Annotated in this window: 22 protein-coding genes; 11 read left to right on the forward strand and 11 right to left on the reverse strand. The window is 66.0% G+C overall.

Annotation, left to right across the window (positions count from 1 at the left end):
- Position 1: 1 nt before the first annotated feature.
- A complete protein-coding gene (gene nosZ, locus ACQR1H_RS15735; protein ID WP_316216182.1) occupies positions 2–1,927 on the reverse strand; it encodes a TAT-dependent nitrous-oxide reductase in 1,926 nt (641 codons plus the stop codon).
- A 10-nt stretch (positions 1,928–1,937) separates the two neighbouring features.
- Positions 1,938–4,238, reverse strand: coding sequence for a 4Fe-4S binding protein (locus tag ACQR1H_RS15740; protein WP_434907809.1), 2,301 nt, complete (start codon positions 4,236–4,238; stop codon positions 1,938–1,940).
- Positions 4,239–4,443: 205 nt separating this feature from the next.
- Here ACQR1H_RS15740 and ACQR1H_RS15745 point away from each other — a divergent pair, with 205 nt between their 5' ends.
- Positions 4,444–5,313, forward strand: coding sequence for a ferritin-like domain-containing protein (locus ACQR1H_RS15745; RefSeq protein ID WP_434907810.1), 870 nt, complete (start codon positions 4,444–4,446; stop codon positions 5,311–5,313).
- 73 nt (positions 5,314–5,386) lie between these two features.
- Here the strand turns inward: ACQR1H_RS15745 and ACQR1H_RS15750 are convergent, their stop codons facing one another.
- The 4 genes from ACQR1H_RS15750 to gspD form a co-directional block, all read right to left on the reverse strand.
- A complete protein-coding gene (locus tag ACQR1H_RS15750; protein WP_434907811.1) occupies positions 5,387–6,505 on the reverse strand; it encodes a hypothetical protein in 1,119 nt (372 codons plus the stop codon).
- A gap of 243 nt (positions 6,506–6,748) precedes the next feature.
- Positions 6,749–8,623 carry an alkaline phosphatase family protein gene (locus tag ACQR1H_RS15755; RefSeq protein WP_434907812.1) on the reverse strand — a complete coding sequence of 625 codons (1,875 nt, stop codon included), beginning with the start codon at positions 8,621–8,623 and terminating at the stop codon, positions 6,749–6,751.
- Between the two features lie 242 nt (positions 8,624–8,865).
- The gene (locus tag ACQR1H_RS15760; RefSeq protein WP_434907813.1) at positions 8,866–9,414 is read right to left on the reverse strand and encodes a tetratricopeptide repeat protein; all 549 of its coding nucleotides are present in this window, start codon (positions 9,412–9,414) and stop codon (positions 8,866–8,868) included.
- Entirely contained in the window at positions 9,386–11,689 is a 2,304-nt protein-coding gene (gspD, locus tag ACQR1H_RS15765) for a type II secretion system secretin GspD (RefSeq protein ID WP_434907814.1), read from the reverse strand. The genes ACQR1H_RS15760 and gspD overlap by 29 nt, the downstream gene beginning before the upstream one ends.
- Before the next feature lie 255 nt (positions 11,690–11,944).
- Here gspD and ACQR1H_RS15770 point away from each other — a divergent pair, with 255 nt between their 5' ends.
- From ACQR1H_RS15770 to ACQR1H_RS15815, 10 genes are read left to right on the forward strand one after another with little or no spacing between them, the layout of a single operon-like run.
- Positions 11,945–13,600 (forward strand): GspE/PulE family protein, encoded by a 1,656-nt coding sequence (locus ACQR1H_RS15770; RefSeq protein ID WP_434907815.1) that lies wholly within the window; start codon positions 11,945–11,947, stop codon positions 13,598–13,600.
- An 8-nt stretch (positions 13,601–13,608) separates the two neighbouring features.
- Positions 13,609–14,820 (forward strand): type II secretion system F family protein, encoded by a 1,212-nt coding sequence (locus tag ACQR1H_RS15775; protein WP_434907816.1) that lies wholly within the window; start codon positions 13,609–13,611, stop codon positions 14,818–14,820.
- A 20-nt stretch (positions 14,821–14,840) separates the two neighbouring features.
- Entirely contained in the window at positions 14,841–15,323 is a 483-nt protein-coding gene (gspG, locus tag ACQR1H_RS15780; protein ID WP_316216190.1) for a type II secretion system major pseudopilin GspG, read from the forward strand.
- Entirely contained in the window at positions 15,316–15,780 is a 465-nt protein-coding gene (locus ACQR1H_RS15785) for a prepilin-type N-terminal cleavage/methylation domain-containing protein (protein ID WP_434881146.1), read from the forward strand. The genes gspG and ACQR1H_RS15785 overlap by 8 nt, the downstream gene beginning before the upstream one ends.
- On the forward strand, positions 15,773–16,171 hold the full coding sequence (locus ACQR1H_RS15790; RefSeq protein WP_434907817.1) for a PulJ/GspJ family protein: 399 nt from the start codon (positions 15,773–15,775) through the stop codon (positions 16,169–16,171). The genes ACQR1H_RS15785 and ACQR1H_RS15790 overlap by 8 nt, the downstream gene beginning before the upstream one ends.
- Entirely contained in the window at positions 16,171–16,893 is a 723-nt protein-coding gene (locus tag ACQR1H_RS15795; RefSeq protein ID WP_316180605.1) for a PulJ/GspJ family protein, read from the forward strand. Before ACQR1H_RS15790 ends, ACQR1H_RS15795 begins: the two co-directional genes overlap by 1 nt.
- The gene (locus tag ACQR1H_RS15800) at positions 16,893–17,837 is read left to right on the forward strand and encodes a general secretion pathway protein GspK (RefSeq protein WP_315802983.1); all 945 of its coding nucleotides are present in this window, start codon (positions 16,893–16,895) and stop codon (positions 17,835–17,837) included. The genes ACQR1H_RS15795 and ACQR1H_RS15800 overlap by 1 nt, the downstream gene beginning before the upstream one ends.
- Positions 17,834–18,904, forward strand: a complete 1,071-nt coding sequence (locus ACQR1H_RS15805; protein ID WP_316216193.1) for a PilN domain-containing protein — start codon at positions 17,834–17,836, stop codon at positions 18,902–18,904. Before ACQR1H_RS15800 ends, ACQR1H_RS15805 begins: the two co-directional genes overlap by 4 nt.
- Positions 18,901–19,464, forward strand: a complete 564-nt coding sequence (gspM, locus tag ACQR1H_RS15810; RefSeq protein ID WP_434907818.1) for a type II secretion system protein GspM — start codon at positions 18,901–18,903, stop codon at positions 19,462–19,464. The genes ACQR1H_RS15805 and gspM overlap by 4 nt, the downstream gene beginning before the upstream one ends.
- Positions 19,464–20,102 (forward strand): hypothetical protein, encoded by a 639-nt coding sequence (locus ACQR1H_RS15815; protein WP_315802986.1) that lies wholly within the window; start codon positions 19,464–19,466, stop codon positions 20,100–20,102. The genes gspM and ACQR1H_RS15815 overlap by 1 nt, the downstream gene beginning before the upstream one ends.
- A gap of 10 nt (positions 20,103–20,112) precedes the next feature.
- On the opposite strand, the gene ACQR1H_RS15820 is transcribed toward ACQR1H_RS15815, so the two are convergent.
- Genes ACQR1H_RS15820 through ACQR1H_RS15840 form a run of 5 tightly spaced genes read right to left on the reverse strand, consistent with a single transcriptional unit; the run spans position 20,113 to position 23,767 of the window.
- Positions 20,113–20,613 carry a prepilin peptidase gene (locus tag ACQR1H_RS15820; protein WP_434907819.1) on the reverse strand — a complete coding sequence of 167 codons (501 nt, stop codon included), beginning with the start codon at positions 20,611–20,613 and terminating at the stop codon, positions 20,113–20,115.
- A 46-nt stretch (positions 20,614–20,659) separates the two neighbouring features.
- On the reverse strand, positions 20,660–21,280 hold the full coding sequence (locus ACQR1H_RS15825) for a HupE/UreJ family protein (RefSeq protein ID WP_315802988.1): 621 nt from the start codon (positions 21,278–21,280) through the stop codon (positions 20,660–20,662).
- Entirely contained in the window at positions 21,277–21,888 is a 612-nt protein-coding gene (locus tag ACQR1H_RS15830; protein WP_315802989.1) for a HupE/UreJ family protein, read from the reverse strand. Before ACQR1H_RS15830 ends, ACQR1H_RS15825 begins: the two co-directional genes overlap by 4 nt.
- A gap of 17 nt (positions 21,889–21,905) precedes the next feature.
- Positions 21,906–22,886: a HupE/UreJ family protein gene (locus ACQR1H_RS15835; protein WP_434895533.1), complete on the reverse strand. Its 981-nt coding sequence runs from the start codon at positions 22,884–22,886 to the stop codon at positions 21,906–21,908.
- Entirely contained in the window at positions 22,883–23,767 is an 885-nt protein-coding gene (locus ACQR1H_RS15840) for a peptidylprolyl isomerase (protein ID WP_315803165.1), read from the reverse strand. Before ACQR1H_RS15840 ends, ACQR1H_RS15835 begins: the two co-directional genes overlap by 4 nt.
- Between the last annotated feature and the right edge of the window lie 214 nt (positions 23,768–23,981).

Below are 23,981 nucleotides of genomic sequence, written 5' to 3' on the forward strand. Positions count from 1 at the left end.
CTCACGCGTTCTGCGGCGAGACCAGCATGCGTCCGCGCATTTCCATGTGCATGGCGTGACAGAACCATGTGCAGAAATACCAGTACACGCCGGGCTTGTCGGCGATGAACGTCACCGACGAGGTCTGCTGCGGATCGATCTCCATGTTGACGCCGTAGTTCACGATGCAGAAGCCGTGCACCAGATCCTCGACGTCGTCGATGTTGGTGACATAGACGGTCACCTCGTCACCCTGCTTGACCTCGAACTTCTCGAGCGCATAGGCGGGCGCGCTAGACCACATATAGACGCGCACCTTGTTGCCGTCGCGGATCACCTTGGCGTCGCTCTCCAGTGTGACGCCGTCGGCTGCGGCCTGCTTGCGGGCGTCGGCGAAGAACGGGTCGTCGCGCTTCCAGATCGAGGTCACGCGGCCCTCGAGCTTGGAGCGGTGCACGATGACGGCGTCGTGCGGCTCGGCGAAGCTCGGGCCGTCGTGCACCAGCTCCATCTTGTCGCCGGTGATGTCGATCAGCTGGTCGTTTTCCGGCTTCAGCGGCCCGACATTCAGGAAGCGGTCCTTGGAGAACTTGTTCAAGGACAGCAGCCATTTGCCGTCGGCTTCCTTGGTCTCGCCCATCGAGGCGTGGTTGTGGCCCGGCTGATAGTGGACGTCGAGCTTCTGGATGATGGGGTTGACCTTCTCGCCCTTGAAGGCTCGCTTGGCGAGATCGATGCTCCATTTGCAGACCTGGCTGTCGAGGAACAGCGTAGTGTAGGCATTGCCCCGGCCGTCGAAGGCGGTGTGCAGCGGCCCGAGGCCGAGCTCCGGCTCGGCCACGACGACGTCGCGCGGCTTGATCTTGTCGTCGAACAGGTTGTCGATCAGGCGGACGTCGATCACCGTGACCGTCGGCGCCAGCTTGCCATTGGCGACGACATGGATGCCGTCGGGGGCGGTGTTGAGGCCGTGCGGGCTGTTCGAGACCGGAACGTAGCGCGTGTAGGGCGAGCCCTTGCGGCCGTCGATGACGGGAACGCCGTTCATCTCCTTGAAGTCGCCCTTCTTGACGGCTTCCTCGATGCGCTTGATGTTGAATATCGTCACCCAGTCCTGCTCGCTTGCCGTCATCTCGGCCAAGGTAACGCCCTTTTCCGAGTTGTAGCAGGTGGAGAAGGCATATTTGCCCTGGTAGTCGCAATCGGTGTTGTCGAGATTGCCGTCGACGATCACCTGCCAGGCAACCTTCATGGTATCGCCGTCGACGGCCGAGAACATCGACCAGTATTTCGACTTGTCGTCGAGCACCTTGCCGTCATTCGGTAGCGGCACCTCATATTCGCCGTTGCAGAACACGTAGCCGGTGCGCGGGAACTTCTGCGGCCGCATGCCGTGGATGGTGTACTGGTTCGGCAGCTCGATGATCTTGTCGCATTTCATCACGTCGGTGCGAATGCGGGCGAGGCGGGTGTTGGCCTTGTCGTTGATAAAGATGTAGCGGCCGTCATATGTGCCATTGGTGAACGACATGTGCGGATGGTGGCAGTCGCCGTTCATCCAGATGCCGAGCCTGTCCTTGAGCCGCTCGCGCGTCTCCGGCAGCAGCCCCTCGGTCATGATCTTGCGGCTCTCGTTGGTCTGGCCCCAGCCGGTGGCGCTGCACCGGTTGAAGACGGGGATGCGCATCAGCTCGCGCATCGACGGCATGCCGATGATCCGCAGCTCGCCGGTCTGGCCGCTGGAGAAGAACACGTAGTATTCGTCGAGCTCGCCGGGGGCGACCTCCGCCTTGCCGGCGCCCTGGGCCGAACGTGGTTGCGCGGCGGCCGGCGCGGTCTCGACGCTCTTGCCAAGTCCAATGCTGCCGGCTACGCCGGCCGCGCCCAGTGCGGCGGTGCCGACGATCTGCCGGCGGCTGATTTTTGTCTGGTCGTCGTCTTGCGCCATCGTCGTCTCCTTATGATGGATGGGTGAGATCGTTGGAGGGGGCCGTCGCCGCCATCGGCTGGCCGGCATGGGTGATCACGGTCTTCGGACCGGATTTCGCGGCGCGCATCGACGGCGATGACATCGCCTCGAATTTCTCGCGCTTGAGCCGGACCTGGATCATGTGCGGGCAGCGCTGATCGTCGTAGTAGAGCTCCTGGCAATGCATGCAGTAGATGCATTCATTGACGTTGATGTGTCCCTCGGGATGGATCGACTGCACCGGGCATTCCTTGGCGCAGCGCTGGCAGGGCGAGCCGCACTCCTTCCAGCGACGCAGCCATTCGAAGGTGCGGATGCGTCCGGGAATCGCCAGTGCCGCGCCCAGCGGGCAGAGATAGCGGCAGAAGAAGCGTTCGATGAACAGGCCGATGCCCAGCAGCGCCGCGGCATACAGCACGAACGGCCAGCTGCGCGAGAATTTCAGGATGATCGCGGTCTTGAACGGCTCGACCTCCGCGACCTGTTCGGCGAGCGCGACCGAATAAAGCGACAGGCCGAACAGGCCGAGGAAGATGATGTATTTGATCGGCCAGAGACGCTCATGCAGACCCCAGGGCACCGTGATCTGCGGCACCTTGAGCCATTTTGCCACTGTGTTGGTGAGCTCCTGCAGCGCGCCGAACGGACAGAGCCAGCCGCAGAACGGCCCGCGGCCCCAGAACAGCAGTCCAGCCGCCGTTGCCGCCCACAGGATGAAGATCAAGGGCGCCGCGAGGAAGAACTCCCAATGGAAGCCGGTCAGCAGCGCGTTGACGAAGGTGACGACGTTGACGACCGAGAGCTGGGCGTTGGCGTACCAGCCGAGCCAGACCAGCACGAACAGGAGATAGGCGCGGCGGACCCAGGTGTAGAGCCGGGGACGGCGCACCAGAACGTTCTGGAAGAAGAAGATCCCCGTGAGCACGGCCAGCGCCAGCGCGGTGATGCCGATGGCGACCATCTGCGAGCGCCAGATGCGCATCCATAACGGCTCTTCGGTGTCGTCGGCGACCGGTTGCGCCGTGGCCGGGGCGGGACGTGCGGTCGTCGCCTTCGCTGCCGGCACAGCGGGGCGCGTCTGCTGCTTCAAGTAGGCGTCGGGCACCGTGTAGTCGATATCGAAAGTCAGGAACGCCTTGTCGTGGCTGCCTGTGCTTCGTTGCACCAGGAGCTGGAGCTGCCATGGCTCGGTCGGGTCGAGCGTGAATTCGGGCGGCGTGACGAACAGTCCGATCTCGCGCAGGGCAGGGGCGCCGGCCGCGGCCAGCGCACCGAGGCGCATGTGGTTCTTGTCGCGGAACCGTGTGCTTCCGCCCTCCTGCAGCACCTCGATGCGGTCGAAGATGCCGCCTCGGACATAAGCGGAGCCCTTGAACGAGTAGATGCCGTCGCCGGCGACGACGATCGCCTGCTGTCCGGGCTGCAATCGCTGCTTGAGTCGCTGATAGCCCTCATCGCCGAGCAGGCTGCGGCCGATGGTGGGCACGCTGACCATGGCCACATATAGATCGATGAAGGTGTCGCCGGCATCGCCGGGCTCCGGACTTTGCGCGGCCGCCGCATTGCCCGACTTGGCGAACGCGTCGTTGACGTCGCCGATGCTGAGATGCAGGCGCCGCACCGAGCCGTCGCCGAGCAGGCTGCTCCAGTCGCGGATCTCGCTCTTGTCGGGATCGACCATCCTGGCCACGCCCGGCTGTGCTGCGGCGGCGCTCGCCGCAGCGCCGGCACCGATGCGGCCGCTGCGGATCAGGCGCGTGGCCGCGCGCACGATGCTGTCGTGCATCACTAGCACGGTGACCGTGGCACCTGAGACGATGTCGGCCTGCGGCGCGTGTTCTGCGCCTTGCGCAATCGGCATCATGTCCTTGCCGAGCAGGCCGTTGAGTGCGGCAACGATGCGTGGCTCGGGAATGCCGATCAGCACGATCGGCTCCTTGTGATCGACCAGCTTCAGCCCGGTGATGACGCCCTTGGGATCGATGCCGACGAGGATGTGGATCGGCTTGCCCGAATAGCCGACGGAATTGGCGAAATCGGAGTTGAGATAGACGTAACCCTTGAGCTGATCGCCGCGATACACCGGCATGATCGGCGGCTCGCCTTGCGGCACGCCGAAACGGTCCGCATTGGGGAAGAGATCGCCCGGCGTGATCTTCGAGAGGTAGGTTGCGAGATCGCCGGCCGCATGTGCTGCGCGCGGGGCCGCGATGGCGCAGAGCCCGATGAGGATTGCTACCAAGATAGCAGGCATGCGCCACCGATTGGTGGCGACATCACTCGCAACCATGATCACCTCAAGCGGAACGGCCGGCCCACGAAGGAGCCGTATTCCAGTCAGGACTGTTTCGGGAAGGAAGGATCGTCGCCATTGACAATCCCTGAGATAGAGTCAGGCTAAATTGACTCCTTATCGTGCCGGTTGTCTAGTGGGTCGCAATCCGACGGACGTTGCGCTGGATCAAACAGGCCCGGACAATCAGGCGGACTATTATATGTTGTTGTCACGCACGCTCTCGCTCAAGTCGGAACCGGCCGGGAACCTGCATTCGATCGACGAGCTGTTCGCGCTCGCGAATGCGATGGAGCAGGAGGCGGCCGATCGCTACGACGAGCTGTCCGGAGAGATGCAGCGTCAAGGCCGGCTCGATCTGGCCGACGTCTTCGCGAGGCTGGCCGCGGCCGAGCGCGAGCATGTCGACAGTGTCGCGCAATGGTCGCAAGCGCGTACGGGGCGCGCCCCCGATGCGTCGCTGGTGCGCTGGCAGCCGCCGGAGACCTTTGAGCCCGGCGCGGCGCGCGAAATTCAGGATTCGCGGTTGATGACTCCTTACCGCGCGCTGTCGATGGCGGTGCGCAACGAGGAACGGGCCTTCGCGTTCTGGTCCTATCTCGCCGCATTTAACGATGTTCCCGAGGTCAAGAGGGCGTCCGAGGCCATGGCGCGGGAGGAGCTCGGTCATGTCGCGACGCTGCGCAAGGAGCGGCGCCGTGCCTATCATCTTGAGACCGACGCCAGGCGCGCGGCGTCAGTGGCGTCGGACGCCTGCACGATCGACGCCGGCCGGCTGGAGCGTCGACTCGCCGAGCTGCTCGACGCGATGGCGGCGCGCGCCGCAGGCCGCCCGGCAGATCGCGTGGGCGAGCTTGCGCGCGAAGCCGCGGCAATGGCATCGGACGTTGCGGGCCTGTTGCGCCTGCCGGCTGGGCTCGCGCAAGCCGATGCAGCCGTGCTGGCGGAAGCGTTCGCGGACGCGTATCTGGAGCATGCGGAGCGAGCGACCGAATCGGACCGGCTCGGTCTCATGCAGCGGCTGGCGTCGCAGGCGATCGCGCGGCTGGCCTGGCTGCGGTCGCTCGGTTGAGTCCGACTGCAGCGCTGCTCGGCGAAAGACAAGGGTCGCCCAGCCAGGCTGGACGACCCGGTCATCATGAGGCTCAGTTGCGGGTCGGCGCCGGCACGGCGGTGCGGTTCGCCGGCACCGTGACGGGCTGGAAGGAGAACACGTCGCGACTGCGCGGATCGACGGTCACCTTGAGCCAGCGCACGTCGTTGTTGCCATTGCCCTGATTGTCGCCGAACGTTTCGACGCGAACGAAGTTCTCAAGCCGCTGGCCGGCAGCGTTGAGGAACGGCTGGTCGATCCGGAAGTAGTGGGAATCGCCGTGGACGTAGGCGACCGGCTTGCGGAACGCCTCGACCTCGGTGCGCAGCGCAGTCAGGAAGCTGACGAAGCCATCGGGCTGCCCGTCGGTTTCGGCGAGCGTCTTGGGATCGCGCAGCGGCGCACGCGTCGGGTCGGCTTGGTCCCAGCCCGGGTTGCCCTGGGTGATGAACATCACCGCAGCGGAATTGCGCCTCTTGGCTTCAGCGAAGGTCTGCTGCATCCACAGAATCACGGCCGTATTGCGCGCATTGTATTCGTCCGGATCGGGGTTGGTGTCGCAGAGATTGTTGCAGGATCCCTGGATGTTGAGCGTCGCATAGGTCACGCGGCCGAGGGTCCAGCGGCGATTCTCGACGCAACCGACCTTGGTGCCATTGGCGCTGAGGCACAGCGGATCGGTCTGCACCTCCTGGCGCAGCTTGCGCTGGCCGAGCGAGAACGGTGTCGAGAAGAATATCTTGCGCTCGTAGTCGAGCCGGTCGCGCGAGTTGAAGCCGCCGTTCGACGGGCGATCGCAATCGACCCAGTCGTTGTCGCCCGGCGTGAACATGGCCGGTGCCTCCAGGCTGTTGAAGAAGGCGAGCGCCTGGGCGTAGAGGCCGGCATCGCAGGCGGAATTGGAGCCCTGCTTCAGGTCGCCGTCATGCGCCGTGAACTTCAGCCGGTGGGCGTTCATGTCCGCGATCAGGTTCGGGACGCCGACGGTGGCCTGCAGCGTGGAGTAGGGTAGGTCGCCCCAAAGGCCGATGGCGTAGCTGTCGTCATCGTCGTCGAAGCCGTGGTCGTGCGCGAGGCTTGGCGCGGCAGCGGCGAACGCGAGCAACGACACCGTGATCGACAATGTGAGCAGTTCGTGAAAGGCAGATTTGAATGATGATCGAAGTGACATTCTGCAAGATCCCCCAAGACCTCGGTTGTATCGCGCCGCTTCACTCAAGCGGCGGCGGGACGATGCGGAGGGTCGATAACGGGGGCGTGACGATCAGCTGACAATCCGCTGACGGATTCACGATGTTGCGGATCGGTGCGTCACTGAGAGATTGTCGCAGCTGGCGACGCAAAAAGGCCCGCCGCATCGTCTGCGGCGGGCTGTTTTTCACGGCAATGATGTCAGCCGTGGACGCTCGGTCGATCAGCGATCGTCGCCGGAGTGTCCGTCGTGGTCGTGGTGGTGCCAGCCGCCGTCATGATCGTGGTCACCATCGTCGTCGCTGAAGGCGAACAGGTTCATCAGGTCGCCGATCGCCGGACGGTTCTTCGGCACATAGCGGTGGTCATCCCGGTCATGGATCGGGTTGGGCAGCCGGTCGCGGCTGACGGCGGAGATCGTGGGCAGCCGCCAGTTGCGCTCGATGAATTTCAGCAGCGACACGTGATCGTAATAGGTGTGGTCGACATGGCCCTTCTTGGCCAGCGGCGAGACCAGGATGAAGGGGATCCGGGTGCCGTCGCCGAGAAAGTCGACCGGCTGGATATAGCCGGAGTCGTAGTAGCCGCCGCCTTCGTCGGTCGTGATGAAGATCGCAGTCTTGGCCCAGAGCTGAGGATTGGCCTTGACCCGATTGATCAGCGCCTCGAGGAATTTCTCGTAGAGATCCGCGGTCGAATCGGCGGGATGACCGGCGAGCGCCTCGAACGGACGCACGAACGACACCGCCGGCAGCGTGTTGTTCTGCACGTCCTTCACGAAGGCGCCGTAGTTCTGCAGCTTGGCTTCCTCCGCCGGGGTCTTCATGATCTTGTTGAAGCCGGTGAGCGGGTCGCAGATGCCGCAATAGGAGTGGAACAGCAGCGGCACGCCGTCGACGCTGCTGGCGAAGGTGGTGGTGTCGTCACCGCGGTCGGCGCTGTAGTACTTCCAAGAGACGCCTTTCGCCGTCATCACGTCGGCGATGGTCGGCGCGCTCTGCGGCGGCAGCACGAACTTGTCCGAGCCGAGCGCGTTCGGCTTGGCGCTGGTCTGGTTCCAGAACATGCTATAGTTGTTGACGAGGTAATAGTGGTTCGGCGCGCAGTTGTTGCTGGTGACGCCGTTCTTGAACAGCTGCTCGTTGACGGCGGCAACGCCGGGCGCGCTTGGGTCGGAGCAGTTGACGTAGGATCCGCCGCTGTATCCGTCCTGCTTGTAGTAGTTGTTGGTGCCGGGGACGGGATCGGGATTCTCGATCTGGTTGGCGTAGGGCACGGCGGGGGTGCCGTTCAGCGTCTCGGGATTGGTGAAGAACGCAGCGTGGCCGGTGACGAGGGCCTGGAAGTTGGCTCCGGTGCCGCCCATGATCGCTTGGTGATAGTTGTCGCTGATCGCGTACTCGTCGGCGAGCTGCTTGAAGAACGGCGCGTCACCCGGCTGGGCCTTGCCGGAGGCGTCGGTGAACGGGTTCATGTTGTAGAACCCCATCGAGATGGCGCCTTCCATCGGGTTGAACCCGCCGGACGGATAAGGCTGCCCGTTCGACCCGGTGCCGATGGTCTGTTCGACCCACACGAACTTGTCGTGCTTGCCGCCGTCGATGTCCTGCCACATCTGGAAGAAGCGGTGTACCGGATCTCCAGTATAAGCGGCGTATGAGACGTATTTCGAAATCTGGTACGGCCCATTGGGAAGATTGGCCGGGAAGCGGGTGTCGAGGACGTTCTGCGGCAGGCCGATTCCATAGGTGGTGTAGGGTTGCGGCAGCGTCGCATAGGCGCCCGTGGACGCGGTCTCGGCAGTATAGCGAACCTCGTCGCGGCCGATCCGCTGCTCTGCCTTCTTGAAGTGCCGGCCCGGCGTGCCGTCTTCGTTGACGATTCCCTTGCTGAGCAGATTGTCGATCGTCTGCCCCGGCATTGGCTTGTACGTGCCGAACAGATTGTCGAACGTGTGGTTCTCGCCGACGATGATGATGACGTGCTCGATCGGTGTGCTCGTCGCCGCTCCGGCGAAGGCTGGCGCGACGCTGGTCGCGGTGAATACGGCGGTGGTCGCAAGGGCGAGCGCCTTGGATCGTGTGACTGTTCTGGTCATGAGATCTCCAGACGGAGGAGGGTGGTGGCGCGCGCATGCTGATGGACGCTTGCCTGCGACGATCTATCGCGGCAACAAATTGCAACGTGGTGTCGGTCTTGCTTCGGTTTTGTGAAATGCGCCGAGCAGCGCGAATGCAGGAGACAATGCGCCCCACCGCGCCAGCCATCGCGTGCCGCGCCGTCTTCACTCCATTGCTGCAGGGAGCCCGCCTTCGCCGAGCCATGAACCGGCAATGCCGGTCAGAGCTGGCCCGGGACCCAGTCCAGCGCGAGGGCCTGGCCCTGGGCGATCTGGCTGGCCGACATCTTCGAGGCCACGGCGTTGCGAAGCCGCAGGAAGTAGCTGCGCTGTGTCGACTTGGCGTGCCCGGCGGCGAGGTTGAGCCATTTGTAGGCGAGCACGACGTCCTGTGGAACGCCATGTCCCTTGTCATACATCAGGCCAAGCATCGCTTGGCCGAATGGATTGCCGGCGGCGGCGGCCTGGCAATAGAGATCGCTGGCGACCTCATAGGCCTGCGGGGTCCCAAAGCCGTTCTCATACATGAAGCCGAGCATGGCCTGCGCGCGCGGATCGCCGCGCAGCGCCAGCGGCGTCAGCACGCGCACGGCGCGGACGAAGTCGCCGCGCGCATAGGCACTGCGTGCGGCACTAACCGAATCGGCGTGCGCGGGCGATGTGATTGCGCCGAGCAGCAGGCCGGCTGCGGTGCAGACGACGGCGAGGCACCGCATCGTCGGCCGGGTCATTGGGCGGGGATCAGCGGGTGGTGCGGACACGCAAATCATCCGTGATGCTGGCTCCAACCGATCCGCGGAGCTTGGAGCGGAGTTCTTCGGCCACCTGATGGGCATCGCTGCCGTCGCGAATGATCTGCGGCCGGATGAAGATGATCAGCTCTGTGCGCGTGCCCTTCTTGTCCTGATGCGAGAACGCGTCGCCAAGCACCGGGATCTCGTCGAAACCCGGAATGCCGTTGCGATTGCCGTTCTGCTGTTCGCTGATCAGGCCGGCCAGCAGCACGGTCTGGCCGTTGGCGACGGAGATCGCGCTCTTGACCTTGCGCTGCGACACCGTCGGCGTCAGGCTCGCTGCCGTCTGCGCGGCGACGTTGCTGATCTCCTGCTCGATCTCGAGCCGGACGTTGCCGTTGGCGGCGATCCGCGGCACGACGCGCAGGATGATGCCGGTGTTGCGATAGTCGATGGTGTTGACCACCGTGTTGCTCGACGACAGCACGGTGGCGCTGCCAGTCGAGACCGGCACGACGTCGCCGACCTGCAAGGTGGCGCTTTGGTTGTTGATCACGACCAGCGAGGGATTCGAGAGCACCTTCACGCTCGTCACGGTGTGAAGCGCATCGAGGATCATGTTGGGCGACGCTTCATTGCCGATCAGGAAGTTGAATCCGGGCAAAGCGCGGTTGATCAGCGCCGTCGTCGCGGCTGAGGCCGTGGCCGTCGCGACCGAAGTCGCCTGCGTGTTGCTGATGGAGCCCCGATCGGTGCCGAGCCCGAGGAATTTGCTCGAAAGATATGATTGCACGCCGTAGGAGAGTTCGTTGGTGAGCGTCACCTCGGCGATGGTCGCGTCGATGCCGACCTGCAACACCGGCTGATCGAGCTGCTGCAGCGTGCCGGAGATGATGCGGTAGCTCTCGCGGTCGGCGTAGATCAGCAGCGAGTTGTTCACCGTGTCCGGCGTGATGCGCACGTTCGGCATCAGGGACTGCCCGCCACTGCCGCCAGCGCGGGGTTCCAGTCCGGTCGAAGTCGGCGTGCTGCTGGATGATGACGTGCTCGACGCCTGCATGCCGGACAGGCCGCCTGCGCCCTGGGTCCGGCTCGACGGATTGGCACTGGCGCTCGAGGATCCCGTCGCATTGGCGTTGAAGGACAGCCGGTCGGCAACGGAGGTCGTGGTGCCGTCGGAGCCCGGCGCGGCCTGGCCGTCGGCGCTGTCGGTGGAGGACGAGCCGGCGCCGCCGAACATGTCGGTGAGCACCTTGGCGAGCTGGCGCGCGTCGCCGTAGCGGACCCGGTAGACGTGGACGCTGGTGCGCCCGGAGTCGGCCTGATCGAGCCGGCGGATCCAGGTCGCCGCGCTCTGCAGCAGCGCCGGCTTGCGCGTCACGACCATGATCGCGTTCAGGCGATTGACGACCTGCAGCTTGACGAGATTCTGGCTCAATCCGTTCTCACCAGAGTCCATGATCTTTTCCAGCTCCGCCATCAACGGCTCTGGCGCCGAATTGCTGACCGGGAAGATGCCGACGGACTGGCCGCGCATCCAGTCGACGTCGAAGCTCATCACGGTTTCGATCGCGGAGCGTCGCTCAGCTCCTGTGCCCTGGATCAGAAGCAGGTTCCGGGTGGTGTCGGCGCGCACGCTGCCGGCGCGGGTCGCGAAGCTGTCCATCAGCTTGAGGATCGTCTGCGCACCGACATATTGCAGCGGCACGACGGAGACGCCGTAGCCGGGCTCGGCGCGGCCGGCTTCGCCGTCGACGCGTCCGGCTCCGATGGCGTCGCCGAGCGGGGTCAGCTTGTAGCCACCGCCTTCGCGGACCAGCACGACGCCGGACAGGCGCAGCGCGCTCTCCAGCACGAACAGGATGTCTGATTTCGGCACCGGCCGCGCCGACACCAGGCTGACGCTGCCCTGCACGCGGGGATCGATCGCGTAGCCCGCGCCGAGGATGTCGCCGATCACGACCTTCGCGACCACTGCGATCGGCGTGTTCTCGAAATTGAGATCATAGCCCTTGCCGTCCGCCGCCGGCAGCGGTCTGACCTCGGCGACCTCCTGAACCGTGGTCCCTTGATAGGTCCGCGCGCTCGCGCGCTCGACCTCGGGGCGTCCCTGGATCGATGCGACCGGTGCATTGTCGCGCGGCAGGATGTCGAGCGAGCGCACCTTGTCGATGACATCGACATCGGCAGGCGCGCTGGCCAGGGAATTGAGCGTTGCCATGTTGCAGGAGGCGAGCAGCACCGCGATCGCCAGCAACGAGGCATGTCTGACAACCGCAGCGGACTGGCTTCGATTGCCGATACCAAACATGGACTTACCGATCTACTCGTGTTGACCGGCCGAAACGGGGCAGCGCCTCGGTTTGACCGCGCAGCCTGCATAACGGTCCAATATGACACTTATGTATAATTGGCGGCTGCCGTCCGACCTTTGCGCCGCGTGTGTGTCGGAAATGTCGGCGCCTCCGGCATTCGTACGGCCGTCATGTTCGCGATCAATAACGTGGGTCACCAGTAGCGGCGTGCCGAGACGATGGGCCGGCACGGGCGCCACCCGGATCACGCCATGAGCGGTACACTGTCGACCCAATTCCATGCCTATCTTCGCGAGCGCCATCCCCAGGCGGCGGGCGAAGGCGGAGCTGCGGCCGAAACGCAGATCGCGCTCTGGGACAGGTTCGGCCTGACCGCCGACGTTTTCGCGGAGGAGGTCGCCGGCTTCACCGGATTGGAGCGCGTCGCACTGCGCGAACTGCTGGCGGCACTGCCCGCGGTGAGCGAGTTCTCCGACCGCTTCCTCCGCGAGGTGCTCGGCTATCCCTACAAGGATTCTGACGGCGCCGCCGTGTTCGCGATGGCCGATCCGACCGATCAGGCCGTGCGCCGGGCCGCGGAGCTGGTGCTCGGCCCGCAGACTCTCTTCAAGGTCGCCTCGCATGAGGATATCGCCGTTGTCCTGGACCAGCGGTTAGAGGATTCCGGCGAGCCCGACATCTCGCCGGCGCAGGAGCTGCGCGACGACGACATCGAGAGTCTCCGCGATCTCGCCAGCGGCGCGCCGGTCGTCCGCGCGGTGAACGATCTGATCGAGAAGGCCGTGGAGATGCGCGCCAGCGACATCCACATCGAGCCGTTCTCGACCGGGCTCGTGGTCAGGCTGCGCGTCGACGGCCTGTTGCGTCCGATCGCGGCGCCCGCGGGCGTGTTGCCGCAGGCGGTGATCTCGCGCATCAAGATCGTTGCCGGCCTCAACATTGCCGAGCGGCGGCTGCCGCAGGACGGCGCCGCGCGCATCCGCGCCGGCCGCGCCGAGATCGACGTTCGCGTTGCGATCATGCCGACCCAGCACGGCGAATCGGCGGTGCTGCGCATCCTGCCGAAGGATCGCTCGCAGCTCGTCGCGAGCCGTCTCGGTCTCGCCACCCAGGACGACGCCGCACTCCGGCGCCTGATCACGCTACCCCACGGCATGATCGTGATCACGGGGCCGACCGGCAGCGGCAAGACCACGACCCTGGCGACGATCCTATCGCTGCTCAACACGCCGGAGCGCAAGATCCTCACCGTCGAGGATCCGGTGGAGTACGAGATTCCCGGCATCAACCAGTCGCAGATCAAGCCGGCGATCGGGCTGACTTTCGCGAGCGCGCTGCGTTCCTTCGTGCGTCAGGACCCCGACGTCATCATGGTCGGCGAGATCAGAGACAGCGAGACGGCGCATGTCGCGGTCCATGCCGCGCTGACCGGCCATCTCGTGTTGACCACGCTGCACACCGAAACCGCGGCCGCGGCGGTGCCGCGCCTGCTCGATCTTGGTGTCGAAGGCTTCTTGTTGCGCTCGACCTTGCGCGCGGTGATCGCGCAGCGGCTGGTGCGTCAGCTCTGCGATCATTGCAAGGCGCCGGAGGCGCTCGATGAAGAGACATGCCGCCAGGATCCTCGTCTTGGTCATCTCGGCCTCGTCCCCGGCGACATCACCTGGCACCCGAGGGGATGCGAGCGATGCGGCCAGAGCGGCTATCGCGGCCGGGTCGGCGTGTTCGAGCTGCTCGAGCTGACCAACAGCCTGCGCGAGCTGATCGCGGACAGTGCCGACGGCCTCGCGATCGATCGGCTGGCGATCCGGGAAGGCATGACGACGATGCTCGACGACGGCGTCGCCAAGTGCCGCGCCGGCGTCACCTCGGCCTCCGAGCTGCTTCGTGTCCTCGTGGCGCGGTGAGGTGGATCGTGCCGAGCTACCGCTATCGCGCTCTGACGCAGTCCGGTGAAATCGTCGTCGGATCTCTCGTCGCGCCGTCGCGCAGCGAGGTCGAACGGCGCATCTCGTATCTGCAACTTCTGCCGATCGAAACCGTGGAGGAGAAAAAGGAGCGGACCGGCGCTGCGTCCGGGCTCTCGTTCGGCGCTCCGTCCGCGACTGAAGTGACCACGTTCACGCGCGACCTGGCCCTGCTTCTCAAGGCCGGCGCGCGGCTCGACGACGCGCTCGATCTGTTGTCCGGCGATTCCGATATCGGCCGCCTCCGTCCCGTGGTGGCGCGGCTGCGTGCGGCGATCATGGCCGGTGAAAGCTTCGCCGATGCGGCGGCCGCCCAGCCGCAGTTGTTCTCGCCGATGTATGTCGCGCTGATGCGCGTCGGCGAATCGTCGGGAACACTCGATCACGTGCTGACCGCGCTGGCCGGCGAACGCGAGCGGTCGGAGGCGACGCGCCGCAAATTGACCGACGCGATGCAATATCCTGCCTTCGTGTTCCTCGCGGCGATCGGCGTGATGCTGTTCTTTCTCGTGGCCGTGCTGCCGAATTTCTCGGCCGTGCTGCGTGACTTCGGTGGCCGTGCCGATACGGCGCTCGGCTTCTTCATGACGCTGTCGGATCTGCTGCGCGCCAATGCAGCCGCGATCTCACTCGGCTGTGCGGCGCTGCTCGCGGCAGGCTGGTGGCTGTTGCGTCAGCCCGCGGTTCGCACCGGCCTGGCCAGCGTCGTGGCCGTCATGCCCGGCATCGGCAGCCTGCTGCTGTTCTATCGGACCAGCCTGTTCTGCCGCAATCTCGGCCTGCTGCTCGGCTGCGGCGTCAATCTGAGCGCGGCCCTTCGCATTCTCGTCGATGTGATGGCCGTGACGTCGTCGCGTGCGCCTTGGTCGGCAGCCGCGGATCGCGTCCGTCACGGCGGCAAGCTGTCCCAGGCATTGTCGGTCGACAACATGCTGCCGCCGATGGCGCTGCGCATGCTGCGGCTCGGCGAGGAGACCGGCCAGTTGCCGACGCTGTCGACACGGATCGCTGAGTTCTACGAAGCCAAGCTGCAGCGCGGCCTGGATCGCGTCGTCGGCATCGTCGGCCCCGCCGCCATTCTGCTCATCAGCGTGGTTGTCGGCGGCCTGATCGTCTCGATCATGACGGCTTTGCTTTCTGTGACGCAACTGGTCGGCTGATGGCTACCAAGGAGAATGACATGAGATCGGACACGCAGAGCAAGCCGGCCAAGAGTGCCGACCGTGAACACGAGCGCGGCTTCACGCTGGTCGAGATGCTGGTCGTGATCACGATCATCGGGCTGATCATGGGTCTCATCGGCCCGCGCGTGTTGAACTATCTCAGCGAGTCCAAGACCAAGGCGGCGCGGATCCAGTTGCAGAGCTTCTCGGCGGCGCTCGACCTGTTCTATCTCGATGCCGGCCGCTACCCCTCGACCTCGGAAGGCCTCGGGGCGCTGGCGCAACGGCCGGCCGGGTTGAGCGCCTGGAACGGCCCCTATCTCAAGGGCGGGGCGGTGCCGAAGGATCCGTGGAATACGGCCTATGTCTACCGCGCACCGGGCGATCACGGCCCGTACGACATCCTGTCCTACGGTGCCGATGGCCAGGAAGGCGGCAGCGGGACGGCGGCGGACATCGTGCTGGGAACGCCGACGCAGACGAGCGCGCGCAGTGAATGACGGCGGCCAGCGCGGCTTTACGCTGCTCGAGATGGTCTGCGTGCTCGCGATCGTCGCGCTGCTGGCGTCCGTCGCGCTGCCTTATCTGCCGCGGCAGACGTCGCGGCCGCGGCTGCAGGCCTACGCGTTGCAGGCGGCGACACTGCTGAAGTCGGACCGTGCCTCATCGATGCGGACCGGCGCGCGCGTCGACACGGAGATCGACACGTCGCGCCGCTTGATCCGCTCCGGCAGCAGCGCGGCTGCGCTGAAGCTGCCCGACGACGTCGCATTCCTGGCGACGTTGCCGCGTAGTTGCCAGCATCGGCCAGTGCTGGCGACGATTACCTTCTTTCCTGACGGCCTGTCCTGCGGGGGGGCGATCACCTTGTCGCGCGCCGATCTGAGCCTGGAGATCAGGGTGAACTGGCTGACGGGGAGGATCGACATTGTCTCGCGCGCGCTCGCCAATGGTTGAGATCGACCGCCGGAGTGAAGCCGGCTTCACGTTGATCGAGGTACTCGTCGCGCTTGCCATCGTGAGCGTGTCGATCATCGCCATCGGCGCCGTGGTGTCGCGCAACGCGGCCATCGTTCGCAAGCTCGAACAGCATGTCACTCTGGTCACCGACATGAGGCTGGCGTTGGCAACGATGCTGGCCGATCGCGGCCGGCTGCAGCCGGGCAGCATCGATCAGCGCTCCGGCTCCGGGTCGGTGGTGCTGCAGGTCAGGCCGCTCGGCGGCGATTGGAATGAGCCGGCGGGACAGACCGGCTGGATCCCGGAGGCGGTGACCTTGCGCGTCAAGACCGGCTCGGGCGCGGTCGCCGATGTGCAGACGGTTCGCCTGGCGCGAGGAGCGCGATGATGACCGCCCGATCCGATCGATCCCGAGAGCAGGGCTTCGCACTGATCGAGGCACTCGGCGCGCTCGCGATCGCCGGCATCGTGTTGTCGGCGCTTGCCGCGGTGACGTCGCAATGGCTGCCGGCGTGGAAGCGCGGATTGGATCGCGTCCAGCGCGCCGAGATGGTGGCCGCTGCGCTGCGGCGGGTCGGCGATGATCTCGCTGCCGTGCAGTTCGTCTCGGCCAATCGCGAGCAGAAGGGACCGTTGTTCGTGGGCGACGAGGTCTCGGCGATGTTCGTGCGCGCCGAACTCGGCCCCAATGCCGGACATGGTCTCGACATCGTGCGCATCGGCGAGGAAGGGAGCAGGGGCGAACGCGCTCTGCGGCGATCGCGTGCCATGTTCGAGCCCGTGCCGGTCGGCCAGCCCGTGACCGAGCATTTCCGGTTCCGCGATCCCGTGGTGCTGCTGTCGGCGCCGTTCCGGATGTCGTTCGCCTACGCCGACGGGACGATGGCGTGGACGTCGGAGTGGCGCGATGCGACCAAGCTACCATCCGCCGTGCGCATGACGGTTTATGACGACAGCCGTGGCGGTGCCGCCGTTCTCGTCAGCGCAGTCCGTATTCACGTCGATGCGCCGGGCGGCGGCTTTGCGGATCCCGGAGCGGCAGGTACCGCGAATCCGTCGGCGGGTGCGGGCGAGCCGCCGCAGCTGAACAAGAGCGAGCCGATCGACTAATGCTGGTTCGCTCCTTTACCAGAGGTTCTGCCCAGAGGCGCGGCGCGCAGGATGGCTTCATCCTGATCGCGGCGCTGTGGATGCTTGCGGCGTTGGCGGCCCTGGTCGTTGTCGTCTCGCAGCAACTCGGCAGCTCGGCGCGGTTGCTGCGGCTCGAGGACGAGGCGGTCGAGGCCGATGCGCTGGTCTCGGCGGCCATCGAACTGTCGGCGTATCGTCTGCTGCTGTCCAAGGACGAGGAGCGGCCGAGGCAGGGCGGTTTCCGCCTGGCGCTTGCAGGCAACGACATTGCGGTCTCGTTCGTCAACGAAGCGGCGCGGATCGATCTCAATACCGCGTCCAAGGACATGCTCGAAAATCTCTTCGTCACGCTGGGCGTCGAGCGCGATGCTGCCAAGGATCATGCCGAGCGGATCGTTGCGTGGCGCTCCAAGCCGTCCGACACCGCCAAGGCGCAGGCGGAGGAGGCGCGCTATGCGGCGGCCGGTCTCAAGCGGGTGCCGCGCCTGGCGCCATTCGCGCATGTCGGCGAGCTGTCGCTCGTCCTCGGCCTTCCCGCATCGCTGGTTGATCGGGTGCTTCCGCTGGTCACCGTCTTCAACGGTTCTCCGGGAATCGATCCGACGATCGCGGCGCCGGAGGTCGTTGCCGCATTGCCGGGAATGACGCCGCTGATCCTGAAGGATTTCCTCAACGCACGGGCGTCGTTGTCACAGGATGCCGATACGCTCGCCAAGATGTTGGGGCCTGCTGCGAAGGACGCCGCCAAGGGCAAAAGCAAGGCTTATCGGCTGCGCATCGTCGTTGGTCCGGCGGGCGGGCTTCGTCACACTGCGACGGCGGTGATCGTTCCCGGCGAAGGCGAGGAGCCCTATCGGCTGCTGGCGCGCCAGGACGAGGGACCGCAGCCGAGGGGAGCGCTTCAGGCGCGGAGGATGCCATGAAGCTGACCGAAGCGATCGAGCGCGGACTGACGGTGTGGACGGAAAGCGTCGCTACAGCGATCGAGGCCGTCGCCGATCGGCAGCTCAGACGCCCGCGAGTCGTGATCCGCTACGATCAGCCAGAAGCGATCGTCATGACGGTACAGACGCCGCCGAAGGCGAGACCGATGCTGGCGGCGGCACGGCTGAATCCGGCTTTGGGAGCGGCGCAGGTCGGGCTCTCGCCGGAGTGGCTGCGAACCTTGCGCGGTGCTGTCCTGGACATCCATCTGGCCGCCGAGAACGTTCTGATCCGGCCGCTCGACTTTCCCAAGCAGGCGGAGCCTTTTCTGGACGGCATGATCCGGACCCAGATCGGCAGGTTGACGCCGTGGAATCTCGGACAGGTCCTCTACGGCTACAGCGCCCCGCGCGCAGCCAGTGATCGGATCGCGTTGACGCTCGCGGCAACGCCGCGCGCTCTGGTCCAGCCCTTGCTCGCCTTTGCCGATCAGGTCGGCATTGCCAAGCTCGTCATCACCGCCGACGTCGGCCCAACCGATGGCGGTCCGATCCAGATCTTCAAGACGTCGCTGCGTTCGTCGCTTGCCGGCGGCCGTGATCTCGGGCGCGTGCTCAAGCTCAGCTGGCTGTCGGTCGCTGCGACCACGGCGGTGCTGCTGATCGCGACGACGCTGATCGGTGGATATCTCGATGGCGAGATCGAGGACGCACAGGCGCAGGTCACGCGGCTGCGTGCGGCGCTGCGGCCCGCGATGGGCGCCACCGCTGCCGACGGGCTGCTCGCCAAGCGCAAGCAGACCAGCCCCGCCAGCGTGATCGTGCTCGACACGTTGTCGAAGATCCTCCCCGACGGGACGTATGTCGTCGAGATGCATGTCGAGAACGATCGGCTGCAGATATCCGGCCTGACCCAGGATGCACCCGCGCTGATCCGGCTGATCGAGCAGTCGCCGCAGTTCAGCCGCGCCACCTTCTACGCGCCGACGACGCGCACCGCCGGCGAAGCGGGCGAGCGCTTCCACATCGAGGCGCGCATCAACGCCTATTTCGGAGACCGGGCATGAACTGGTCGACATCGCTGCGCCGCATGTTCGTGAACTCACCGGCCGTTTCTGCGATCCTCTATGCGGCGACCATTGTCGCACTGCTCTGGCTTGGTGCCGCTGGGGTCGTCGATCTCGTCGCCAGGCGCGACCAGCTCAATGACACCAACGCGCAACTGGCGCAGTTTTCCGGACGCAAACGGCCAGCCGGCAATTCCGCCGCAGGCAGCGCGACGGCTCCGGGTGGATCGGTGTTCGTGGAGGGACGAACGGTCACCATCGCGGGCGCGGCGCTGGTCCAGCGCCTCACGGAGGCGATCAGCAAGGTCGGCGGCAGCGTGCTGTCGACCCAGGTCGAGCTGCCGGCGGCGCGCGCCAACACCAACCTGATCAGCGTGGTGGCGAGCTGTGAGCTCGAACAGCCGGCGCTACAGCAACTGCTCTATGATCTCGAGGTTGGATTGCCGTTTATCTTCGTCGATCAGCTCCATGTGCAGCAGCCGCTGGCCGCCGCAGCCGGCGGCGTGGGACGATTGACCGTGCTGGTCACCGTGTCGGGTCAATGGCAAGGAAAATCGTGATGCGATCGTTCGTAGGCTCGGGCCTCGTCACCTTTGCCACCGTGTGCGTGCTTGCAGCTTCGCTCAGCCGTGCCTGGAGCGAGACGGCGGATGGTCTCGAGCCGGCCACGCCCGTCCAGGCCGCGCCCGCGCCCGGCGCCTCCGAACCGCCGGCCGCCATGTCAGAAGCTCCCAGCGCAGAAGCTCCGGGGGGCAGGAGTGCCAACCCGCTGTGGGATGTTCCGATCAGTACCCTTTCGGCGACACGTGATCGTCCGATCTTCTCGGCGTCGCGGCGGCCGCCGCCGGTTGCCGCACCCGTCACGGTGATGCGGGCGCCGCCGCCTGCGCCGCCGAGGGAGCCGGAACGGCCAAACCTGCAGCTCGTCGGCACGGTGATCGGCGACGAGGAGAGCTTCGGCATCTTCGTCGACGCGGCGTCGCAGGCATCGCTGCGCTTGCGGGTCGGCGCTTCGCATGAGGGATGGGTGCTGCAGTCGCTGCGACCGCGTGAAGCCTCGCTGCTGAAGGCGCCGGAGACCGTCACTCTGCAAATGCCGCAGCTCGGCACAGCCGGCAGCGGCGACGTGCAGGCGGGACCGATGACCCCGCCGGCGCCGCAGGCCGGACGCGAGCGGATGGCGCGGCGGGCGCGCTGAGGTCAGTGGCTTACGGCAATCCGAAGGTCACGAGCAATTCGCGGCCGGTGGCCTGCAGGGCGAGTACGGCCAGCAGGCCGAGGACGAGGAACGGGCCGAACGGCAGCGCCGTCTGGCCCGTCAGCCGTCGCCCCATGACGAAGAGAGCGAGCGCCGCAGCGAGTGCCGTCGTCGTGGCGATGAGCAGCAGGATCGGCAGATTTGGCAGGCCGGCCCAAAGCGTTGCAGCCATCAGAAACTTGACGTCGCCGAGGCCCAGTCCCTGGCGGCCGCGGGCCATTGCGTAGAGCAGCCGCAGCAGCAGCAGCGCCAAGCCGATCGCGAGGGCTGCGGCGCAATTCCACAGCGCCTCGGGCAGGTCGACGAGCGTCGCCAGTCTTGCGAAGCCGCTGGCGGCGACCAGCGCATTCATCCAGTCGGGCAGCAGCCCGCTGCGCAGATCCGTCCAGATCAGGCCGGCGCAGGTCAGGAGCAGCACGGCAATGGCTGCGATATTGATGGCGTCGGTCACGCGAGGCGGGGATTGGCGGTGTCGGATCGCCCGAGCATAGGCCTGCTCAGGACGCGAGCGATAGTCCCGCCATCATCAGGCCGATCGCGGCGACCCAGCCACCGACCGCGCGCACGGCGATTCCGCGCCAGCTCGATACCGGCTCGGTTTCAGGACGCCGGAAGGTGAGCGCGAGCGCCATCACGAGGGTGATGGCGACATAGCCTGCACTGGCGAGCCCGGCGGCGTACAGGAGACGGTCGGTCTGCGGCACGAGCTCGCCGGCATTCGCTGCGCCGCGCATCAGCCCGAGCATGAATGCGATCGCGCTCAGCAATGTCACGGGAATGCGCAAGGCCGCGGCCAGCAGCAGCCCGAGAATGAGAATGGTCGCGGCGTCGACGAGCGGGGAAGCCGGGGCGAGCCCCGACCCGGCGGCGAGCGCCAGCCCCGCGCACAGGCCGAGCGGAAACACCACGACCAGCCAGCGTCCGCTCGCCGCACCGAGCGAGCCGGCCAGCAATCCCAGCGCGACCCAGACCACGACGTCCTGCAGGGTGAGCAGCGGATGCAGGGCGCCGGCGTAGAAGTCACCGAGCCGGGCCGATACGATATGCGCATCGGCGAGCTGCGCTTGCGCCAGCAGCAGCACGGATGCGAGCAGGGCGGTCCGGTGGTACGTCCTCATGCCGCGACTCCGAGGCTCGCGATCAGGAAGTAGCCGCCGAGCGCGGCGATGGCTGCGCCGACGCCCTGGATGATACGCTCGCCGCCGGGCCAGCGCGCGAGCGCGCCGATGGTGATGCCGCAGGCGTGGAGAAGACCGGTCGCGACCACGAAGCCGCAGCCATAGGCCAGGGGATTCGCCGCCGTCGGGAGCTCGATGCCGTGCGCGTGGCCATGAAAGATGGCGAAGATCGCAACAATGATAGCCGCAATCGCGAACGGGACACGGACGCGCAGGGCGACAGCGAGGCCAAGGACCAGCGCTGACAGCGCGATGATGAGCTCCGGGACGGGCAGACCGATCTTGAGGATTCCCAGGACGGCTCCGAACGCCATCACCAACGGGAAGACGACCGGCAGGATCCAGATCGCCGCGCCGCCGAGCTGCGCGCCCCAGATGCCGACTGCGACCATTGCGACCAGATGATCCAGCCCGGTCAAGGGATGCAGCAGACCACTGGCGAGGCCGCCGCCGACGCCGGTCTGCTCATGGGCAAAGCCAGGATTCGCAGTCAGCAGCGAGAGCAAAGCCGCACCCAACACGGCGTGCAGGAGTTTGCGCGCGATCATGTTCGTCCCATTCATCATCATGCGGCCGCCAGAACCCGCACCAGGCGGCCCAGGAACCAGAACATCGAGACCGAGCCGATCGCATAGGCCGGCAGCTCGGCGCCCCAGCGCGGCAGCGCCGCGCCGAGCCGGCGATGCGCCCAGATCAGTGCCAGCACCAGCAGCACGAACAGGATCTGCCCGACTTCGACGCCGACATTGAAGAAGAGCAGCGCCGCGGGCAGGATTCGCCGCTCCAGGCCGAGGCCCGCGAGCGCGCTGGCGAAGCCGATGCCGTGGACGAGACCGAAGCTGAAGGCGACGGCCCAGGGGTAGCGGGCGGTCAGCCCGATCTCGCCGCGCTGCTGCTTGATGATCTCGACGCCGACGAACACGATGCTGAGCGCGATGCAGGCGTTGAGCGGGCCTTCGGGAACGCCGATCAAGCCGAACGCCGTTGCAGCCAGCGAGGCGCTGTGGCCGATCGTGAAGGCCGTGATCGTCTTGAGCAGGCGCCAGCCGCCCTGGACGATCCAGATCAGCCCGAGCACGAACAGCAGGTGATCGGCGCCGAGCAGGATGTGGTCGATGCCGAGGTTGACGTAGGTCTTGGCAAGCTCGAGCCAGGTCTCGAGCGTCGGCGCATCGGTGCCCAGCACCGTCACGACCGGATTGGCCGCTGAGATCGTGTAGCTGCGCGTCTCTCCAGCGAGCGACGTCACGCGGATGATGGCAGCCGACATGTCCTCGCCGAGATTGCCGATCGTCATCTGTCCGACGAGGCCCTTGTCGCCGCAATTGAGTTCCGGCAGGCGCAGGTAGCAATGCGGCGGCATCTTGAGCTCGATGCGGTTGACGCCATCCTTCGGCAAGGTCGTCCATCGCCCGATATACGCGCCGGGCCGCATCTCGCGAAATTCGAGCACGGCGATCGTCGCCTGATGCGCAGCCGCCGGCCGCCCAGGCAGCAGCGCTGCGAACGCGAGCACGATGGCGATCAGGGCGCGCGCGCCGGTCACGGCTCGTACCTGATCGTGTAGTTGGCCTTGAGCCGGCTCACCGCCTCCCAGGCCCGTTTCCGTGTCTCTTCAGTGTGCCAGATCTTGGCTGCCTCGGCGCGGATGTCCTCGAGTTTCGCAGGCGCGCCCGGCGTCCGGGCGTCGAGACGAACCACGTGCCACCCGTCTTTCGACTGCAGCAGGATCCATTCCTGGAGGGGCGCCTTGAGCAGGCCTTCGCTGAAGCCGTCGCCGAAGCCGGCGGCCAGGCTCGGCACCGGCCGGTCGAGAACCGCGCGCGTCTGATCGCGCAGCTCCTCCGATTCGCGCTGCTCGCGAATGTCGTCCAGATAGCGCCGCGCCGTCGGTTCGTCGCTGGGTGGCGTCATGAAGAAGCTGACACGCTCGGGCTCGTCGAACCGCGCATGATTGTCGGCGAACCAGGCGCGCAACTGCTCGTCGCTTGGCTGCGGCACGCGCACCTGATCGAAGATCAGATATTGCAGCTTGAACGCGACACGGTCGCGGATCATCTCGTCACCGCGGTCGACGCCGAGCGTCTTGCCTTCCCGATAGAGGATTTCGCTGGCGACCCAGGCCTCGACCATCTTCTGCAGCTCGGCCTCGCTCGGGGTCCGCTGCTTGTCCTCGTCGAACGTGTCGATGAAGGACTGGCGCAGCGCCTTGGTCACGGTGATGACCTTCTCGTCCTTCGCTGGCGGATGGATGATGGCGTCGGCCGCGAAGATCAGTCCGCCCAGAACAAGGAAGTGCAGGAGCGGCTCCCTGCCGAGCCCACGCAGGGCGGTCACGAATGATATTCGCGCTGGGGAAGAGCTGTTGCCATCTTGCTGATTGGAGCGTGCAGAGGCGCTCTCAAAGGTCTGCGCCGCATTCGACATGGCAGGGGCTGACATACGTTCTTTACAACTCGGGCTGCGCTCGTTGCGCGGCGCGTATATGCAACGGCACAGTTGCCGTTGTCACCGGGCAAACGTCAGTGTCACAAAAATTTCGCAACGATTGCGGATCGCGATGGCCGTGGAGATGGCACCAGCAAAAATAAATCCTTCAACAAACTGTCTCCGAGTTTTGGTTTGGTCGCGCCGCGAATGA

It is taken from the genome of Bradyrhizobium sp. HKCCYLRH2015, assembly GCF_051168215.1.
In the GTDB taxonomy this organism is placed as follows: Bacteria; Pseudomonadota; Alphaproteobacteria; order Rhizobiales; family Xanthobacteraceae; genus Bradyrhizobium.

Excerpts from the sequence above, each read along its gene's own strand:
- ACQR1H_RS15800 (WP_315802983.1), top strand. The coding sequence starts at position 16,893 with ATGCTGGTTCGCTCCTTTACCAGAGGTTCTGCCCAGAGGCGCGGCGCG.
- ACQR1H_RS15840 (WP_315803165.1), bottom strand. The coding sequence starts at position 23,767 with ATGTCGAATGCGGCGCAGACCTTTGAGAGCGCCTCTGCACGCTCCAAT.
- ACQR1H_RS15790 (WP_434907817.1), top strand. The coding sequence starts at position 15,773 with ATGGTTGAGATCGACCGCCGGAGTGAAGCCGGCTTCACGTTGATCGAG.
- ACQR1H_RS15760 (WP_434907813.1), bottom strand. The coding sequence starts at position 9,414 with ATGATTTGCGTGTCCGCACCACCCGCTGATCCCCGCCCAATGACCCGG.
- ACQR1H_RS15825 (WP_315802988.1), bottom strand. The coding sequence starts at position 21,280 with ATGAGGACGTACCACCGGACCGCCCTGCTCGCATCCGTGCTGCTGCTG.
- gspM (WP_434907818.1), top strand. The coding sequence starts at position 18,901 with ATGAACTGGTCGACATCGCTGCGCCGCATGTTCGTGAACTCACCGGCC.
- ACQR1H_RS15805 (WP_316216193.1), top strand. The coding sequence starts at position 17,834 with ATGAAGCTGACCGAAGCGATCGAGCGCGGACTGACGGTGTGGACGGAA.
- ACQR1H_RS15815 (WP_315802986.1), top strand. The coding sequence starts at position 19,464 with ATGCGATCGTTCGTAGGCTCGGGCCTCGTCACCTTTGCCACCGTGTGC.
- gspD (WP_434907814.1), bottom strand. The coding sequence starts at position 11,689 with ATGTTTGGTATCGGCAATCGAAGCCAGTCCGCTGCGGTTGTCAGACAT.
- nosZ (WP_316216182.1), bottom strand. The coding sequence starts at position 1,927 with ATGGCGCAAGACGACGACCAGACAAAAATCAGCCGCCGGCAGATCGTC.
- ACQR1H_RS15745 (WP_434907810.1), top strand. The coding sequence starts at position 4,444 with ATGTTGTTGTCACGCACGCTCTCGCTCAAGTCGGAACCGGCCGGGAAC.
- ACQR1H_RS15740 (WP_434907809.1), bottom strand. The coding sequence starts at position 4,238 with ATGGTTGCGAGTGATGTCGCCACCAATCGGTGGCGCATGCCTGCTATC.
- gspG (WP_316216190.1), top strand. The coding sequence starts at position 14,841 with ATGAGATCGGACACGCAGAGCAAGCCGGCCAAGAGTGCCGACCGTGAA.
- ACQR1H_RS15830 (WP_315802989.1), bottom strand. The coding sequence starts at position 21,888 with ATGATCGCGCGCAAACTCCTGCACGCCGTGTTGGGTGCGGCTTTGCTC.
- ACQR1H_RS15755 (WP_434907812.1), bottom strand. The coding sequence starts at position 8,623 with ATGACCAGAACAGTCACACGATCCAAGGCGCTCGCCCTTGCGACCACC.
- ACQR1H_RS15750 (WP_434907811.1), bottom strand. The coding sequence starts at position 6,505 with ATGTCACTTCGATCATCATTCAAATCTGCCTTTCACGAACTGCTCACA.
- ACQR1H_RS15795 (WP_316180605.1), top strand. The coding sequence starts at position 16,171 with ATGACCGCCCGATCCGATCGATCCCGAGAGCAGGGCTTCGCACTGATC.
- ACQR1H_RS15770 (WP_434907815.1), top strand. The coding sequence starts at position 11,945 with ATGAGCGGTACACTGTCGACCCAATTCCATGCCTATCTTCGCGAGCGC.